The organism is Bilifractor sp. LCP19S3_H10, assembly GCF_052119185.1.
Classification (GTDB): Bacteria; Bacillota; Clostridia; order Lachnospirales; family Lachnospiraceae; genus Bilifractor.
In genome coordinates this window covers 86,198-103,184 of the sequence record NZ_JBQKFT010000010.1, presented here as the reverse complement: position 1 = coordinate 103,184, position 16,987 = coordinate 86,198, and the positions used below count along the sequence as shown (strand labels likewise).

Sequence of the window (16,987 nt, the reverse complement as noted above, 5' to 3'; positions counted from 1 at the left end):
TTATTTATATTCTCCCTCGGCGTTTTCCGAGATCGTCTGCTCCCTCATGGCTTCCTTGGTGTCGCCCTGGAAATCCCTGGAGATTCCCATTTTCTTCCGTTCCTTCTCTGTGTACATGAATCCCGGAAGTCTTCTGCCCTCTTTTAGCCACACTCTGTATTCCGCGATGGCGGCAAACACAACATCTCCGGACGAATTCAGCATCGTTTCAACCGAATCCTGTACTACCCCGATGATGAATCCGACAGCAACCACCTGCATGGCAATATCATTGGAGATTCCGAACAGTGAGCAGGCCATCGGAATCAGCAGCAAAGACCCGCCGGCTACGCCGGAGGCACCGCAGGCAGCAAAGGTGGAGAGCACACTGAGAATCAAAGCGGTCGGTATATCAACAGTGATCCCCATCGTATGTGCGCACGCAAGTGTCATCACGGATATGGTGATCGCCGCGCCGTCCATATTGATGGTCGCTCCAAGCGGTATGGACACCGAATACATATCCTCATCCAGGCCGAGGCGTTTGCAAAGTGACATGTTGATCGGGATGTTTGCCGCGGAACTTCTGGTGAAGAACGCCGTAATGCCACTCTCCCTGATACACTTCCAGATCAGCGGATATGGATTTCTGTGCAGATGAATCCAGGCAACAATTCCATTGACAAGCAGAGATTCGAAAGCCATGCATCCCACAAGCAACAGCAGCAGTTTTCCGTACGTTGTGAAAATGGAAAGACCGTTCTCATGCACCGTGGTGAACACCAGACCCATAATTCCGAACGGAGCGAAGTTGATGATCCAGCGCACCACCTGTGACACTGCCTCAGATACATTTGACATGAATTTTTTTGAGGTATCGGCGGCAAATTGCTTCATCGCAGCTCCAAACAGTGCCGCCCAGAACAGAACGCCGATATAATTCGCATTTACCAGTGCGTCGACCGGATTTGACACGACATTCATCAGCAGGTTTTTCATGACCTCTCCGATTCCCTGCGGAACGGTATCGGCCTGTGCCGCTTCCACACCGGTCAGTACCAGGGTCTGCGGAAAGGCGAAACTGGCAACTACTGCGACAAAAGCCGCCAGAAAGGTTGTCAGCATATACAGAAACAGTACGTTGCCGAACCTTTTGTCCAGCTTGCCGGATCCCTGCGCAAGAGCTCCGCTGACCAGAACAAAAACCAGAACCGGGGCTATCGCTTTCAGTGCGCCGACGAAGAGATTCCCCAGAATCTCAAGCCAGTTCCAGCCGGGAAGCAGAAAAGCGAGAGCAATACCAATGATGATTCCGCACAAAATTCGCAGAATCAGGCTGGTATCGTTATACTTCTTCGCAGCCCTCTTCAGAAAATTCAAAAAAGCCATACAATGTTCCTCCTCATTTTACGGAGCTGGCAGAAGCACAGCTTCACCCGTGTATTAACCTTGCATCATTTTACCACAGTGAAGCGCTGAAAAAAATACCTTTTATAGAACCTTAAAGTACTTTTATTGTTTTTATGCACCATTGCCGTTTTATTGTATTGCAACGCGCCGTTGGCGTTTTCTATTGTATTGAAACGCATCATTGACATTCGATATATCGCTTCAGTTCCCGGTATATTTTGTCCTCATCGGGAGGACATCCCATCACACAATAATCGAATTCCCTGGTGCACTTTCCGATCCCAAGCTTTCCTTTTTTCCCCTGCTGACCCTGACCAATGGCAATCTTGTCATTCAACTGATCCAGGAGACCTTCCTCCTTCAGACGGATCAGCGCCGGCACCAGACTCCCATAGCAGGCGCTGCAGGAATCCACCTCATCCACAGCATAGGCGACCTCAAGAACCCGGTTCTGCTCCGTTCTTGCCTCTTCCTCTCCGTCTTCTTCCGGCCGACTGATCCTGAAGGCGCCGTCTGCACCCTGGATTGTCACGATCTGCGCATGTGCAAAATCCGTACTGCCGATTCCCAGCCGTCCGGCTTCGATCACATAGGGGACCTCCTCCGGACGCAAGCCGAGCAGATAGCAGGCATAGCAGTCGGTCAGTACAGGATCCGCGGACGCCATGATGCAGTTCCTCACAAGCGGGTTCCCGCCCTCCTCAAAATCAGGGTCGCCGCAGATGTGATCAACCACAATAAAATCCTGGTGAATGCCTCCGGACAGATGAGCGATCGGGTCATGGAGTCCCATTTTGTGAAAGCGCCGCTTCTCCGAATTTGGAAGAAGCCCTTTCAAATTCTTCAGCGCACACGTCATCTTCGTCTGACAATGCCCCTTCAGGACCGGAACATTGATCAGAAAATCATACGCATCCACGACATCCGTGACATGGAGCTGCATACCGCAGCAGTCAATGACATGTGATTTCAGTTTCTGCGTATCAATAAAGGGCACACCATACGTTTCCGATATCGAGCGGTAACCGCAGTATTCATATGCCTCTGATGTCCGGTCACCCACCCAGGATCCCTCCGCAATCATCAGGTTTTCAAATCCGTTTTCCTGCAGGTACTCGATGATTCCCGCCACGATTTCCGGATGCGTTGTCGCTCCGAAATCCGCCGGAGAGGGGCACACCAGGTTCGGCTTGATGCAGATCCTGCGTTTCCGATCACGGATCCGTCCCGCGAGATCCGTACTTTTCAGAAGCTGGACCGTCATCTCCTTATACGCTGTTCCGTATATTTTCCAGATCTGATTGTCCTTCATAAATGAAATCCTTTCCTTTGCCGCAGGCGGAAGCCCACGATCTTCATGTTGTGGATAGCCGACTCATCTGACCTCTTTTTTTAATTGGCGGATCATATCTTCGCAGATCTCAGATGCGCTCCGTCCGTCCGTCGCGATGCGGATATCCGCAGCCGCCTCATACTTTGGCCGGCGCTTTTCCATCAGCTCAGCGATGTATTCTACATCTTTATGGTTCTCAAGCAGCGGACGGTCATGGCTGTCCTTCACACGCTCGAGGATTGTCTCCGGTTTCGCGTCAAGAAGCACAACTCTTCCGTTTTTCTTCATGGCAGTTACATTTTCCTCCCGCATCGGAACGCCTCCCCCGCAGGACACAACTGTATTGCGCTGGTTCTTCATTCCGACCAGCAGAGAGGTCTCAAGCTTCCGGAAATACTCCTCTCCTTGCGTCCGAAATATTTCCGGGATGCTCATGCCCTCCTGCTCCGCAATCATCCGGTCCATCTCAATCACCTTCATCCCATAGGTCTGATTGAGATATTTCGCGACGGTTGACTTCCCGGCGCCCATAAAGCCGATCAGGAAAATGTTGTAATCAAATAATTGTTCCATATCCGGATCCCCTATCTGTCTTATTCGTGTGGTTCCTGCTAAGTTACGTGATTCGTGCGCTGTCATGTGATTTATGCGCACTTACGTGATTCGTGCGCAGTCATGTGATTCATGCGCACTTACGTGATTCGTGCGCTGTCATGTGATTCATGCGCACTTACGTGATTCGTGCACAGTCATGTAGTTCGCGCGCGATCCTCTTCAATATTTCTACGACATCAGTCAGAAAAATACCGTTCCTTCACTTCCTCTACCGGCATATCCTCTCCGGTATACAGCTTGAATGCCGCCACTCCCTGCCAGAGCAGCATGCCCTTTCCGTTTATGGTCTGAAGGCCGTGTTCTCTCGCCTCACGCAGGAGTTTTGTCTCCTCCGGATTATAAACAGTGTCGGCAACCACAAGTCCTTCATGAAAGGCAGAAAGATCCTTGACCACACTCTGGTCATCGAGCGGCTTCATCCCGACAATCGTCGCGTTAACCATGATATCGCTGTCCTGAATCTCTTGTGTCATCTTTGCCACGTCCGCAAGATCATAGACGTTGATCTCACAGGTCGGAACCTCCGCCCTGATTCTGGCGGCCATATCCACCGTTCTCTGGAAGAAGTTATCCTTGATGTTAAATATAGAAATCTTCTTCGCTCCATCGAGTGCGAGCTGCACCTGGATTGCGGTGGCAGCTCCGCCTCCTCCGGCTATGGTCACCTTTTTCCCCTTTACCTCAACGCCATGATCCCGGAGATTATCAACGAATCCGACGCCATCGGTCATATGACCGATCAGTTTTCCGTCCTCGTTGACAATTGTGTTCACTGCTCCGATAATACGGGCAGCCGGCGAAAGCTCATCCATACACTTTGCCGCCGCAATCTTGTCCGGCATGGTTACGTTCATGCCGCGCATGTGGAAGAGCCGCATGGCATCGAGCGCCTGCGGCACATCATCCTCCTTCACATCAAAGGCTGTATAGACATAATTCAGCCCAAGTCTTTGAAAACTATAGTTGTACATGGCAGGTGAGCCGGAATGGCCGACCGGAGAGCCGATCAGAGCAAGCAGCGTCGTGTGACCATCAATCTTATAATCCATGATATATTCCTCCTGAGACTTTAAAATATTCTGTCGATATATTCTCCAGGCAGATAAATTTTGTTTTATTATAACTTTGCTCCAACACCGGCGCAAGATGGATTGTTCACATCGATGCTCCCGCCTGTCAGACACCCGGATGCTCTGTATCTGCTGTTTGACCGCTGCACACACGTATGCTCAGCACTTGCCACCTTAACGTTGCACACATATGCTCCGGTGCTCTTTCCGGCGCTCATTCCGGATCAATACATCGGCAACAATCTGTCTGTCAGCAATATGTCATTCCTGTTCAGCAGCCTCAGAACCGGCAGTTCACCACCTCATCCATGACAGGAATGGAAGGTGCCGCTCCCGGTCTTGACACCGTGACCGCGGATGCCCTCGCCGCCAGATCCAGCGCTTCCTCAGGTGTTCTTCCGCCAATGACGGATGCAAGGAAGTAGCCCGTAAACGTATCTCCCGCAGCTGTTGTGTCCACTGCTTTCACTTTGTAAATGCTTTTTCGGATGATCTCCCCTTTATAAATATATACAGAGCCGGCAGATCCCAGAGTCAGTATTGTATGTGCCTCCGGGAAAATACTTCCGAGCCCCTCCATCAGCTTCTCCGCATCGTCAGACGGATATCCCGTGATCTGTCCTGCCTCGATTTCATTCACAAAGAAATAGTCCACATATTCGAGAGGGAGGTCATTGATCTTTTCATTCATCGGAGAGGGATTCAACACGATTGTCATCCCCGTTTCATGCGCTTTCTCAATGATATACTTCAAATTGTTGATTTCATTCTGAAGGACGATCCAGTCCCCCTGTTCAAAATGGCACAGAGTCTGATCCACCTGTTTCTCCGTCACCGCCTGATTCGCACCGCCGAACAGAATGATGCAGTTGTCTCCATCATCCGTATTCTGTATGATCGTGTGTCCGACCGGTATGTCATCCAGGCACCGTACAAAATCAGTATTCACGCCCGCATCCCGTAAAACCTGAAGTAGAATTTCCCCTCCCTTTCCGATACATCCCGCATGGTAAACCTCAAGTCCCGCGCGGCTGAGTGCCACGGACTGATTCAGTCCCTTTCCACCCGGAAAAATATTCCTGTCTGTCGCAGAAAGCGTCTCTCCCCTGACAATCACGTGCGGCACCTTGTACACGTAATCTACATTAAGTGAACCGAAATTGATCATCTTCATAAATTAATATCCTCCTGCATGATCGCATGTTCTCTCCCGATGGCCCATCTTTTTCTTCCGCTGTTCCGGCAATAGAGAAATTGCATGGCAGTCTGACACACCTGCCGGTGCAGATACTCTCCGGACAGCGGACAGATGTTCGCTGGCTGCACTGTCAATCCGTTATTCATATATTCAATATAGCATATCCAGACACTATCCTAAATCTGCATTTTTTTATAAGCATCATTTATTTACAGTGAGCTCACAACAGCTCCATCAATACCCTGTTTCTTACGAAAGCATTGAAAGCCGACCGATACCGGATTATTACAGCGCTACTGTCCCATCAATACCCTGCTTCTCATGAAAGCATTGAAAGAGTTCTGCACGGTCCTAATATTACGAACCGATAACGCACGCATTATCCACACTTAAAATAAAATCATCTAAATTTAAAGTGAGATAGTAGAATTCGTCAGACATCTGCGTTAAAATACAATTACAAGAAACAATTTGTATTCCGGACAAGCAGATTCCGGAACCTTTGAATGGAGGGATATGAAATGAAAGCTATGAAAACAAATCAGTTTCATGCCGAAAATAATACAGCTTCCGCAAATCACCATCTGTCGCTTCAAAGGAAGCTTGCCATCGTGATTATGGCAATCGCACTCGCAACAATCGGCATTTTCTATTTTGTCTGCTACATCAACGGCGGCGATATGCGGTCCGTATACGAGGCGGTTCTTCCGTATCTGATGTCCGGAATTCTGGTCCTGAGTCTCGCGATAATGGGGATCAGTCTTCAGAAATGAACGCAAGAAACAGACCTCAGGAAATGAGACATAAGGAATGAAACGCAGGTATTGACACGTAAGAAATGAATCGCAGCAAAAATGCCGCACCTTTATCTCCCGAGATGGATTTGAGTTTTATCCATTCCGGAGCATAAGGGTGCGGCTTTTTCTGCCGGTTATATTCTTAACTTTATGTTTTCTTAGATTCCTCTGAAGGAGAACTCGATCTCCATCGGCTTCGTGTTGTCCAGGCGATATTCCGGATGAACCTGTGCGCCCCAGGAGTCATCTCCTCCAACGCCCATCTGAAGCCCGACTCTCACGCAGGTATGAACCGTCTCCGGAAGCTCGTTCGGATGCGATGCGCATTCCAGCTCCTCGGGCGTGTACGGAAGCGCGGAGAACTGCAGTCCGTTCACCTTGAAACGAAGGCCTCTTCCAAGACTGTCGGTCACCTCGGCCCATCTGACATCTGTGTGATTTCCGCACTCCTGCGGGCGAAGATACCCGGCCATACACTTATCGACAGTGGTCCGATAGACTCCGATTTTCGCGTTGCGGCGGTCCAGATAGGTTTCCTCAGGGCCCGCGCCGTACCATTTCAGATGATTCTCGTCAGCGTCCAGCATAAACAGCATACTGAACTCCGGGAGCTCTCCGATTTCCCGGGATGCATCCATCTGCATACGGACAGAAATCTCTCCGTCCGGCTTCACGGAATAGGTCACCAGGCAGTCCTTCGCCGGCATAGTCGCGAGATGATATGTGTACGTGACGGATACCAGATCCTCCGAAATGTCGATCTTGTAATCAGTCACCTGCCTCTCTTCCTGCGAAATCGTGGTTGCGAAAAGCCCAGCCTGTCTCCACTGTCCCGCGCGCATCGGGAAGAGGCATCCCATATCATTGTCTGTCATTGCTCTCCAGAAATTCGGGCGCGGATTTGCCTTGAACATTTCTCTTCCTGCATATACGTAGGAGACGAGACCGCCGTGGAGGTTAGAAAACAGAACACGGAAATGCTCACCGGAAACACCAAGATTAACCGCGCCCTTTACGACCTTCATCCTGCTGCCGGATTCCGGTTCCGTCCGGATATTATGGATTCCGGAAACGGAGTCTGTCTGTACATCCTTCTCACCAGAAGCGATCATCTTCTGCGCCCATGCAATCTCGGTGCCTGCCGGCGCCCAGGGTGTCTCCTCCCTGGTGACGAATGATACTGTGAGGGCTGCCTCTCCTGCCAAAACCGGTATCTCAACTGGCAGAGAAATTGTTTTCTCCTCCTGCGGTCCGACCGACACCGAAGTTTTCACACGGCAGATCTCGCGATCCTCCCCGGTCAGGGTAATTACGCAGTCAAACCGGTCTGTATTCGTAAACAGGAACTTGTTCTTTACAACAGCGGTGATTCCCGTGGCAGCGGTTCCGGCTGATCTGTCTGCAGATGCCGGATCCGAGGCCCTGACAGATTCCGCTCCAATGCTTACACAGATACTTTGATATCCGTTCCGAACCTCCTGCATCTTCGGAGATGGAGTCCTGGTATCTCCGTAGACGATTCCGTTTCCGGAGAAATTCCCGTCATGCGGACGGTCGTCAAAGTCACCTCCATAGCCCAGATATGTTCTGCCGTACCGATCCTTCCGGAGGATCGCCTGGTCGATATAGTCCCAGATGAATCCGCCCTGATACAGCGGATCGTCTTCCGCAAGCTCGATATATTTCAGAAACGCCCCGCAGGAATTGCCCATGGCATGCGCATATTCACAGCAGATATAGGGTTTCTCCCTGTGCTCCGACAGGAATTTTCGAATCTCCTGAACCGACGTATACATGGTACTGACCACATCTGTCGTGTCCGGATAGCGGTCATCGTGGGCCACTCCCTCATAGTGCACAAGTCTCGAAGCATCCTCTGCATGGAAAAAGCGGGACATTTCGTAGAGATCTTTTCCTCCCAGTGACTCGTTTCCGCAGGACCAGAGCAGCACGCATGCATGGTTTTTGTCCCGCTGAAGCATGCTGTTCGCGCGGTCCAGAATCAGATCCAGGTACTCAGGTCTGTCCCCGGGAACCGTCTCCTCGAGCGTGATATCGCCCCGGAATACCATGTCCCACAGCCCATGCGTTTCCAGATTCGTCTCGTCGATGACGTAGAGGCCATAAAGATCACAGAACCGGTAGAAAGCGGTCTGGTTCGGGTAGTGGCTCGTACGGACCGCATTGATATTGTTGCGCTTCATCGTCAGAAGATCGGTGCGAATCGTCTCCGCATCAATCGCCCTTCCCCTGTCCGCGCTGAACTCATGGCGGTTCACTCCGTTAAACACGATGCGTTTTCCATTGATATGCATCATATGATCAATCATCTCAAAACGGCGGAATCCGAAGAGCTCAAGGACGGTCTCTCTGCGGATATTTTTGTTGTCGAAGGCACGTATTCTCACCTGATACAGGAAGGGATCCTCCGCACTCCAGAGCCGCGCCTCACCGGCATCCAGAAGAATTTCCGCCCGATATACGGATTTTTCATCTTCTCTCGCATGAGCAAAGCGCTTTCCGGCGCCATTGATGGAATCCTCGGCCCCCTTCTCTTCTGTCCGCGCTTCCACAGGTCCGGCTTCCACTTTGTGAAGCTCCGCCTTCTTCACAGAGATTACCTTACCCTCTCTGTCTTCCAGTGATAGCTCAATGCTCCCCTCTTTCGTGGCACAGATTTCTGCCTTCAGAGAAGCGTGGCGATAATCATCTGCCACCTCCGGTGTGAGACGCAGATCGCTCACATGAAGATCCGGTATCATGATCAGATATACATCCCGGAAAATGCCGGAGAACCGGAAGAAATCCTGATCCTCACACCAGCTTCCCGCCGTAAACCGGAACACACGAACCGCCAGCTTATTTTCTCCATCCACGAGATATGGCGTCAGATCAAACTCTGACGGGGTAAAGCTGTCCTCACTGTATCCGATATAACTGCCATTCAGCCAGAGCGCGAACCCGCTCTCAACGCCTTCAAAGCAGATATGCAGCTCATGATTTTTCATGCCCTCGGGGACTGTAAAATACCGTACATAACTCGCAACCGGGTTGAACTCCTCCGGGATCTGTCCCGGTAAGATTTTCTCGATTCCGTCCCACGGATACTGGGTGTTGACATACTGCGGATGTCCGTATCCCTGCATCTGGATGTGCCCCGGAACCCGGATGTCCGCCCAGCCTCTGCAGTCATAGTCAGCCGCCTCAAATCCCTTAATCGCTTCCCGGTAATTCTCCGCATAGGAAAACTTCCACACTCCGCTCAGCAGATAACGGCAGTCAGACTCCTCCCATGCTTTTATGGGCTCACGCTCATAGAACATGTGATCCGAATGCGCCGGCAGACGGTTCTGGCTGAAGATCCGTGGATCTTTTACTATGTTGTAATCAAATTCTGTCATTTTCTTATTCCTTCCGTTCTCACACTGTATTCGGATTATTTAACGGCACCGGTAATACCTTCCGCAAACTGTTTCTGCAGTACGAAGAAGATGATCATCGTAGGAATGGAGCAGAAAAGTACACCGAGCATCAGCACGCCATAGTCTGTCGTATGACCCTTTCCGTTCTGAAATATCTGTTCTGACCGCATAGTTTCTGATCGCAGAATGCCCGACTGCACAACATCTGACCTCAGAATGTCTGAGCTTTCACGCTGGTGACCCGTCATCACCTCCGTCTTCTCAGTTTTCTTCCTTTCCGCGGGCTCTGTTCCCGACCCACTGGTTCCGGATATTCCAGAGTTTGTCAAAAGGCATCCCCGTCACCTTCTCGCATACGCGGATCTCCTCCGGCGTTGCCTCTGAGCTGTCCTCTCCTCTGCGTCTGCGGATCTCCTTCTTGACAATATTGAATTCCTTTTCTGTCATCGGGAAAAGATACCCGAATACAAATAAGAGTACGCAGAGAATAACCGGCATGAGTACAAAAATCGCCGCGATTCCCTTCTGTGTGAACGCGGACTGCCTCGCCCCTTCGTTTGCCAGCTTCTCACTGTAGCCGACCGCAGTGAGCAGAATACCGATCAGCCATGCAGAGAGCCCCGAGGAAATCTTCCTGGCAAAGGTTGACATCCCGGATACCACGCCGGGGCGGTGAATTGAAGTGATCAGCTCGTCCACATCAGGCATATCCGCCATGATGGCAAAGATACTTGTGAGCGTAGCCGCATTGCCGATTCCGATTCCGACCGCAAGCGCGAGAATCGGATAAATGCTGGCGCCCTCATAGGAGAACGGTATCAGAAGCAGTGTGCAGGCGACACGTATCGGAGCACCTATCAGGATCGTTGTACGCTTGGAGGTCTTCGCCATCACCGGGCCCCAGATCAGCATGCCGATCAGCTGCGCTACAATCAGAGCCGCCATCAGATAGGTGACATAGTGATTCTGATAGCCGTTAATGACGTCATCCACATAGTATACCGCCATTCCGGATACAAAATCCATGCCGCACTGCCCCGTCAGGTAGATTCCAATAAAAAGGCGGAATGACCGGCTGCGGAATGCGCTTGCCGCATGATCGAAGCTGCTGATCATTTTAGAGCGAACCGGCGCGTGATAATTCTCCCAGGTTCCCCCAACCGTGATCAGGCAGGTCACCAGGAACAGAAGTCCGAAGAGAACGCCGCAGCGAAGATACATGGTTGTCTTTGTCGTATCTGTGATCAGAAGCGTCGGAGCAACTCCGCAGACCATCGCTCCAAGCGTGGACCAGATCATACGGACATTGGAGAAACGTGATCTGGTGTCGTAATCATCCACCATGTCCGGCAGAAGCCCGTTATAAGGAACCATCAGGATCGTCGATCCGGTTGAGAACAGGCAGTACATAATCACATAGAAAATGAACATCGTGACAGGTCTGTCTGTGCGAAACGGTACCCACAGCGTGGCAAAGGTCAGCGCCGTCGCAAAGGAACCGATCAGCATATAGAAACGCTTGGCGCCCATCTTCGCGCTGGTCCGGTCCGCGATATTTCCCATGACCGGGTCTGTGACCGCGTCCCAGAAATGTCCGATCAGGGGAACCGTTCCGGCGAGCGCCGCCGGCATCCCGATCGCCTTGATCAGAAAGACAGAGAAGAACGCATTAATGATGACGAAGGCTCCTCCGTTGAAAAACTCACCCGCCCCGTACATGAACTGGGACGATAATCCTGTACTGTGCTTTCCTGACTGCATGTGTCACTCCTTTCTCATGGAGTCAAGCTCCTGGAACAGCTTCTCGTAGTAGTCCTTACGCACATCCGTCGCTGCATTGAAGATCTCATGCCGCGATGTCGGAAACTCATAGCGGTGCGTCTGCGGAAGTGTCCGGAAGAGATCACGGTATCCCTCAGGATCAACCAGATGATCCTGTCCCGCCATGAAGACAGCGAGCGGTGTCCGGATCTTCTGCGCGTCACGTATCAGTCTCGATGTCGCGTCCAGACTGGCAATTGACCAGCCGAATGTTGCTCCATAGGTCTGGTAGTTATCGTCCGCACACCGCATCTCAAACATGTAATCATAACGGGAACGCGACTGACAGCTGGACTGTTCAAAAATATTGACCCCGTCGAAACGGCTCTGTCCCGCCGAAAGCTTTTTCTTCATATGGAACAGCGTCACCAGAAACCGCATCGCCCGTATCTGCGCCTCAGAATAACCCTTTGTCTTCAGCTTCAGCATCGGGCTTGAAAGAACAGCACCCCTGAAATCGTCCGGATATTTTTCCAGATACAAACACGCGATCGCTCCTCCCATCGAATGGGCAAACAGAAGCCTTTGATGGCTGTCCGCCGAAACGACCTGATCATAGAATCCCTTCATATCTGAGACATACGTATCATAATTATCAATATGGACCAGATCTTTCTCCTTCAGTTTTCCACCGGACAACCCGTGTCCCCGCATCTCCGGAAAATAGAATCCGTATCCGTGCCTGTAAAAATACCAGGACATCTCATGATACTTGCCGTAAAACTCACAGAAGCCGTGAAACATCACCACGACAGCCGCTGCATTTTCCGGTATCGCATAATAGTAATGGATCCTTGTCCCATCGGAGGAGATAAAATAATTCTCCTTCACGCACTCCTCCCGCCATCGGCGGCAGGGCCCGTCCATTGCCTGTCTGTAATCATCTTCACCGAGGAATTCCATGATTATTTCCTCCTGAACAGCTCCAGCGCCTTCTTCGGATAATTTGTAATGACCGCATTCACGCCGGCATCCTGGCACATCTTCATGTACTTCTCATCGTTTACCGTCCAGACATTCACATCAATGCCCTTCTCCCTGCACTCCTCCATGAATCCTGGGAACTGAAGATTATAGAGCGCCGGATGAAGTGCGTCCACTCCGTGATTTTTTGCGTAGGAAGGCATGTCGAGTGTTCCGTCCGCATACAGGAATCCGGTCCTGGCATTCGGATCCAGTTCCTTGATCTTCATGACGGAATAATGATTGAAGGAGGAATAAATGACCCTGTCCTCATAGTGATTTTCCTGCGTCATTTTGACGATGGCATTTTCAATGTCCTTATAAAAAATGATTCCGGTCTTCAGCTCGATATTAATCACAAGACCGGTATCCCGGAGCGCGTCAAAAACCTCCTGCATCGTGGGAATCCGGGCTCCCTCATACGCCTTGTTGCCGTTGTCGAAATTCATCTTCTTCAATTCTTCCAGCGTATAATCCTTCACCCATCCGGCCCCATCAGAGGTACGGTCAATCTTTTCGTCATGGCATACGACAATCTGATTGTCACGGGTCAGCTGAACATCCAGTTCCACGCCATCGGCGCCCATCTCCGCGGCCAGTCGGAATGCCTCCAGCGTATTCTCCGGAGCATATCCACTTGCCCCTCTGTGTGCCCAAACAAAAGGTGTACTCATAATAAGCCTCCATTCAAAAGAAATGTTCTATTTCGCTGCATCTCAACAGAATATGATTCATACCCCATTGTGCTGCAACAGGATATGATTCATACCCCCATTGTACTGCAGCGAGAAAAAATTCACATCTCATTGTACCGCAACACCAGATAGAATTTCAATATTTTTACCTAAACTCCGAATTATGCTTATGTAAAAATTATACGTTTTCTACAAAACACCGGCCTCTCCGGCAAGTATTTCCCTGTTGATTCCTTGTTTTTTCGCACGTACTTATGATATAATAGCGTTAATTGAGAGTTAATCTTAAAGCGCAGAATGAGGGGGATACCGCTGCAGTATTAAATTCTAGCGAAATGGAGTGACCGATCATGGATAAGGAATCAATCAAGGCAATTATCGATGCCATTCAGGCAAAGAAGAACAGCACAACGATGAAGAAGGGTTCTCTGCTCAGAATTATTGCGATAGCCGTCGCCGCAACCGCTGCGGTCTGCGGAATTGCATACGCAGTATACCGCTACTTCACACCGGATTATCTGGAAGATTTCGATGACGAAGACTTTGACGATGATTTTGACAGCTATTTTGATGAGAACGACAAAGACGAAGAAGAGAAATCCTCCGGAAAGAGTTCCGATGAATCCGGCGAAGACTGACATCATCCGCTGAATGGATCGCCTCAGACCTGCGGATATCCGGCGGAAAAACCGGTATTCAATCATAAGCGACAGGCAAATGCGCTTAACTGCGATTTTGTTCCGGCGTGACAGCCGGTGTTCAATCATAAGCAACCGGGCGGTAAAGCGAGATAAAACGCGCTGCGCGAGTTTTATCTCGCTATCGCGACGCTCGCTGCACACGAATACTTCGCATTCGGCTGCGGCTCACTGTTCGCGTAAATTATACAAAGCTCCGACACATGATGTGCCGGGGCTTTTTTGAGGAGAAGTTATTTTTTTATCCGTTCTTAAGCCGTTATCATTAATCCACGTTATTATTCATTATTCATCCGTTATTACAACCGAAAGGATTTTATTTATGAAAAAAGGTGAGATCTACGAGGGCACTGTCGACCATATTTCCTTCCCGAACAGAGGACACGTCCTTGTCGCCGGGGAAGACAGTGAGGTAATTGTCAAGAACACTATCCCCGGCCAGACCGTACGCTTCCGCATCAACAAGAAGAAGGCCGGACGCTTAGAAGGACAGCTTCTGGAGGTTCTTCAGCCATCCGTTCTCGAGACAGCCGACCCCGGATGCAGTCTGTTTCCACGCTGCGGCGGCTGCACCTACCGCACACTTCCTTATGCGGAACAGCTTGCGCTGAAGGAAGGCGAAATCAAGTCTCTGATCAGCAGAGCGCTGGCCGAGGGCGGGCAGATCCGGAGCGACGGCTCCCCGGACTATGTATTCGAGGGTGTCAAACCGAGTCCCGCAGAAAAAGGTTACCGCAACAAGATGGAATATGCCTTCGGGGACATGGAAAAGGACGGCGAACTGACCCTGGGTCTTCACAGGAAGAACAGCACCTACGATATTCTGACGGCTGACCACTGCCAGATCGTGCACGAAGATTTCAACCGCATCCTCTCCTGCGTACTTGAATTCTGCCGGGCGCACCACTGGCCGTATTTCCATAAGATCTCCCACGAAGGATATCTGCGTCATCTTCTGGTGAGACGCGCATCCATAACCGGTGAGATACTGGTCGATCTTGTCACAAGCTCTCAGTATCCGGAGCAGGAAGCTCTTCAGGAACTGTGCGCGAAGCTGAGAGACCTTGACCTGGAGGGAACGCTAACCGGCGTTCTGCATACCGTAAACGACTCCGTCGCGGATATCATCCGTAACGATCGCACCGATCTGCTCTACGGAAGAGACTATTTCTACGAGGAGCTTCTCGGTCTCCGGTTCCGCATCACTCCTTTTTCCTTTTTCCAGACAAACTCCAGAGGCGCGGAGGTCCTTTACAGCACCGCCAGAGAATTTCTGGGAGATGTCGGGAATCAGACTGTCTTCGACCTCTACAGCGGTACCGGAACCATCGCGCAGATCATCGCTCCGGTGGCAAAAAAGGTCGTGGGTGTCGAGATCGTAGAGGAAGCCGTAGAGGCAGCCCGTGAAAATGCCTGCCTGAATCATCTCGACAACTGTCATTTTCTCGCAGGCGATGTTCTGAAGGTTCTCGACGAAATTCCGGACAAGCCCGACTCCATCATTCTCGATCCGCCCCGCGAGGGGATTCACCCAAAAGCCCTGCCCAAAATCATCGCCTACGGCGTCAACAAGATTATCTACATTTCCTGCAAACCCACGAGCCTTGCCAGAGATCTCCCGGTCTTTCTGACGCATGGCTACCGGCTGGAGCGAATTGCCTGTGTTGACCTGTTCCCCGCGACCGTGCATGTGGAAACGGTTGTCCTGCTGTCGCGGACCGGGATTTGATTCCGTTCACTCCTTCTGGTGCGCGAGGCGCTTGTCTTCGTAAAGCATGCGGTCCGCCGCGGCAGTCAGCTCTTTTGGCGGCATTGAAGAAGACATACACAGCGAGTATCCGACGCTGATCGAAAGACGATATGGAAGGTGGAATCTGTCTGCATCCCCCTCTACCTGCTGATGCAGCAGTTCCACAAAACTGCTGACCGGCTCCAGCGCACTCTGCGTACCAATGATCAAAAATTCATCGCCGCCCCAACGGGACAGGAATACCGGATATTTTCCCGAGACCTGTGTCAGAGATGATGCTATGGTCTGGAGTGCGCGGTCACCTTCCAGGTGTCCGTACTTATCATTGATCAGCTTGAACCGGTTCACATCAATCATAAAAAGATAGAAGCCATTGGATGCATCTGCCTTCTCGATGTATTCCTCAAGAATCTGATCGGAACGTCTGCGGTTGTTCAGGCCCGTCAGCGCATCGGAATAAATCTGCATCTCCTGTACATTGACAAAGAACAACAGCAGCGCTGAGAGGATACTCGGTGCCATTGTCGGTGTGTCCGGCACAATGCTGTCCAGAATGCCCGCGGCAAAAGGGAACAGAACGAATGTAATCATCGTGAAATATCCCTTCTTTATCGATCTGGACTTTGCACGTATTGATTTGATGACCGCATGTATTGTCACCAGCAGCAGGTAGATAAAATCAAATACCATGACCAGGTCATACAACGGTCCGTGATATTCGGATACAGCATCGCTGTAGAAGATCAGGCCCGTCTGCAGGGAACTGAAAATCAGTATCACAGATATAAGCATCGGTGCTGCTGTGACGGGCAGGAACCATTTTCTGCCAAACAGCTGGTGCTTCATCCGTACCTCCGAAAATAAATACCAGATAAAACACATCACCGGCTGACACGCAAGCCCGACCGCGTTCAGCACACTGCGCGCATGCCATGGCATATAAATCATGTGACTGGCACCGATTTCCCACAAACTGTCATCGATCATGAAGATACAGAAAACAGACAGAAGGAGTCTGAACAGATGAATCTCAAGCACTCCTGCCAGGTCATCTCCTGTATGGAACAAAAGAATAGCAGCACATATAAGACAGCTCAAATTTATGATCAAATAATTTACCGCAGCCATTTGTATCCGGTCACCGCCTTTCCACTCCCCTCCTGCCGGGAGATTCAATTAACAAAGCATTAACAAGCTGCAACAGCCAAGTGTAAAAGCAGAACGTGTTGAAATAGA

At 50.7% G+C, this 16,987-nt stretch carries 13 protein-coding genes and 1 pseudogene; 3 read left to right on the top strand and 11 right to left on the bottom strand.

Annotated elements, in window-relative coordinates:
* From sstT to ACTQZS_RS09485, 5 genes are all read right to left on the bottom strand, one after another.
* The gene (sstT, locus tag ACTQZS_RS09505; protein ID WP_441475602.1) at positions 1 to 1,350 is read right to left on the bottom strand and encodes a serine/threonine transporter SstT; all 1,350 of its coding nucleotides are present in this window, start codon (positions 1,348 to 1,350) and stop codon (positions 1 to 3) included.
* Positions 1,351 to 1,567: 217 nt separating this feature from the next.
* Positions 1,568 to 2,701, bottom strand: a complete 1,134-nt coding sequence (locus tag ACTQZS_RS09500; protein WP_441475591.1) for a DUF362 domain-containing protein — start codon at positions 2,699 to 2,701, stop codon at positions 1,568 to 1,570.
* Between the two features lie 63 nt (positions 2,702 to 2,764).
* Positions 2,765 to 3,295 carry a shikimate kinase gene (locus tag ACTQZS_RS09495; RefSeq protein ID WP_441475590.1) on the bottom strand — a complete coding sequence of 177 codons (531 nt, stop codon included), beginning with the start codon at positions 3,293 to 3,295 and terminating at the stop codon, positions 2,765 to 2,767.
* Positions 3,296 to 3,513: 218 nt separating this feature from the next.
* The gene (gene aroE, locus ACTQZS_RS09490) at positions 3,514 to 4,386 is read right to left on the bottom strand and encodes a shikimate dehydrogenase (protein WP_441475589.1); all 873 of its coding nucleotides are present in this window, start codon (positions 4,384 to 4,386) and stop codon (positions 3,514 to 3,516) included.
* Positions 4,387 to 4,687: 301 nt separating this feature from the next.
* A complete protein-coding gene (locus ACTQZS_RS09485; protein ID WP_441475588.1) occupies positions 4,688 to 5,581 on the bottom strand; it encodes a ribokinase in 894 nt (297 codons plus the stop codon).
* 545 nt (positions 5,582 to 6,126) lie between these two features.
* On the opposite strand from ACTQZS_RS09485, the gene ACTQZS_RS09480 reads away from it, so the two are divergent.
* Positions 6,127 to 6,378, top strand: a complete 252-nt coding sequence (locus ACTQZS_RS09480; RefSeq protein ID WP_441475587.1) for a hypothetical protein — start codon at positions 6,127 to 6,129, stop codon at positions 6,376 to 6,378.
* 182 nt (positions 6,379 to 6,560) lie between these two features.
* On the opposite strand, the gene ACTQZS_RS09475 is transcribed toward ACTQZS_RS09480, so the two are convergent.
* The 5 genes and pseudogenes from ACTQZS_RS09475 to ACTQZS_RS09455 all read right to left on the bottom strand — a co-directional run bounded on the left by ACTQZS_RS09475 (position 6,561) and on the right by ACTQZS_RS09455 (position 13,282).
* Positions 6,561 to 9,803, bottom strand: coding sequence for a glycoside hydrolase family 2 TIM barrel-domain containing protein (locus ACTQZS_RS09475; protein WP_441475586.1), 3,243 nt, complete (start codon positions 9,801 to 9,803; stop codon positions 6,561 to 6,563).
* A 35-nt stretch (positions 9,804 to 9,838) separates the two neighbouring features.
* Positions 9,839 to 9,961 (bottom strand): annotated as a pseudogene (locus ACTQZS_RS09470) (carbohydrate ABC transporter permease); the annotation flags it as partial.
* Between the two features lie 124 nt (positions 9,962 to 10,085).
* Positions 10,086 to 11,585 carry an MFS transporter gene (locus ACTQZS_RS09465; protein ID WP_441475585.1) on the bottom strand — a complete coding sequence of 500 codons (1,500 nt, stop codon included), beginning with the start codon at positions 11,583 to 11,585 and terminating at the stop codon, positions 10,086 to 10,088.
* A 3-nt stretch (positions 11,586 to 11,588) separates the two neighbouring features.
* Positions 11,589 to 12,548 carry an alpha/beta fold hydrolase gene (locus tag ACTQZS_RS09460; protein ID WP_441475584.1) on the bottom strand — a complete coding sequence of 320 codons (960 nt, stop codon included), beginning with the start codon at positions 12,546 to 12,548 and terminating at the stop codon, positions 11,589 to 11,591.
* Between the two features lie 2 nt (positions 12,549 to 12,550).
* On the bottom strand, positions 12,551 to 13,282 hold the full coding sequence (locus ACTQZS_RS09455) for a glycerophosphodiester phosphodiesterase (protein WP_441475583.1): 732 nt from the start codon (positions 13,280 to 13,282) through the stop codon (positions 12,551 to 12,553).
* Positions 13,283 to 13,653: 371 nt separating this feature from the next.
* Here ACTQZS_RS09455 and ACTQZS_RS09450 point away from each other — a divergent pair, with 371 nt between their 5' ends.
* Both ACTQZS_RS09450 and rlmD read left to right on the top strand, forming a co-directional pair.
* Positions 13,654 to 13,941, top strand: a complete 288-nt coding sequence (locus ACTQZS_RS09450; RefSeq protein WP_441100659.1) for a hypothetical protein — start codon at positions 13,654 to 13,656, stop codon at positions 13,939 to 13,941.
* Positions 13,942 to 14,323: 382 nt separating this feature from the next.
* Positions 14,324 to 15,730, top strand: coding sequence for a 23S rRNA (uracil(1939)-C(5))-methyltransferase RlmD (gene rlmD / locus ACTQZS_RS09445; RefSeq protein WP_441475582.1), 1,407 nt, complete (start codon positions 14,324 to 14,326; stop codon positions 15,728 to 15,730).
* Between the two features lie 6 nt (positions 15,731 to 15,736).
* Here the strand turns inward: rlmD and ACTQZS_RS09440 are convergent, their stop codons facing one another.
* Entirely contained in the window at positions 15,737 to 16,789 is a 1,053-nt protein-coding gene (locus ACTQZS_RS09440) for a diguanylate cyclase domain-containing protein (protein WP_441475581.1), read from the bottom strand.
* Between the last annotated feature and the right edge of the window lie 198 nt (positions 16,790 to 16,987).

Excerpts from the sequence above, each read along its gene's own strand:
- rlmD (WP_441475582.1), top strand. The coding sequence starts at position 14,324 with ATGAAAAAAGGTGAGATCTACGAGGGCACTGTCGACCATATTTCCTTC.
- aroE (WP_441475589.1), bottom strand. The coding sequence starts at position 4,386 with ATGGATTATAAGATTGATGGTCACACGACGCTGCTTGCTCTGATCGGC.
- ACTQZS_RS09450 (WP_441100659.1), top strand. The coding sequence starts at position 13,654 with ATGGATAAGGAATCAATCAAGGCAATTATCGATGCCATTCAGGCAAAG.
- ACTQZS_RS09460 (WP_441475584.1), bottom strand. The coding sequence starts at position 12,548 with ATGGAATTCCTCGGTGAAGATGATTACAGACAGGCAATGGACGGGCCC.
- ACTQZS_RS09485 (WP_441475588.1), bottom strand. The coding sequence starts at position 5,581 with ATGAAGATGATCAATTTCGGTTCACTTAATGTAGATTACGTGTACAAG.
- ACTQZS_RS09500 (WP_441475591.1), bottom strand. The coding sequence starts at position 2,701 with ATGAAGGACAATCAGATCTGGAAAATATACGGAACAGCGTATAAGGAG.
- ACTQZS_RS09495 (WP_441475590.1), bottom strand. The coding sequence starts at position 3,295 with ATGGAACAATTATTTGATTACAACATTTTCCTGATCGGCTTTATGGGC.
- ACTQZS_RS09455 (WP_441475583.1), bottom strand. The coding sequence starts at position 13,282 with ATGAGTACACCTTTTGTTTGGGCACACAGAGGGGCAAGTGGATATGCT.
- ACTQZS_RS09475 (WP_441475586.1), bottom strand. The coding sequence starts at position 9,803 with ATGACAGAATTTGATTACAACATAGTAAAAGATCCACGGATCTTCAGC.
- ACTQZS_RS09480 (WP_441475587.1), top strand. The coding sequence starts at position 6,127 with ATGAAAGCTATGAAAACAAATCAGTTTCATGCCGAAAATAATACAGCT.
- ACTQZS_RS09465 (WP_441475585.1), bottom strand. The coding sequence starts at position 11,585 with ATGCAGTCAGGAAAGCACAGTACAGGATTATCGTCCCAGTTCATGTAC.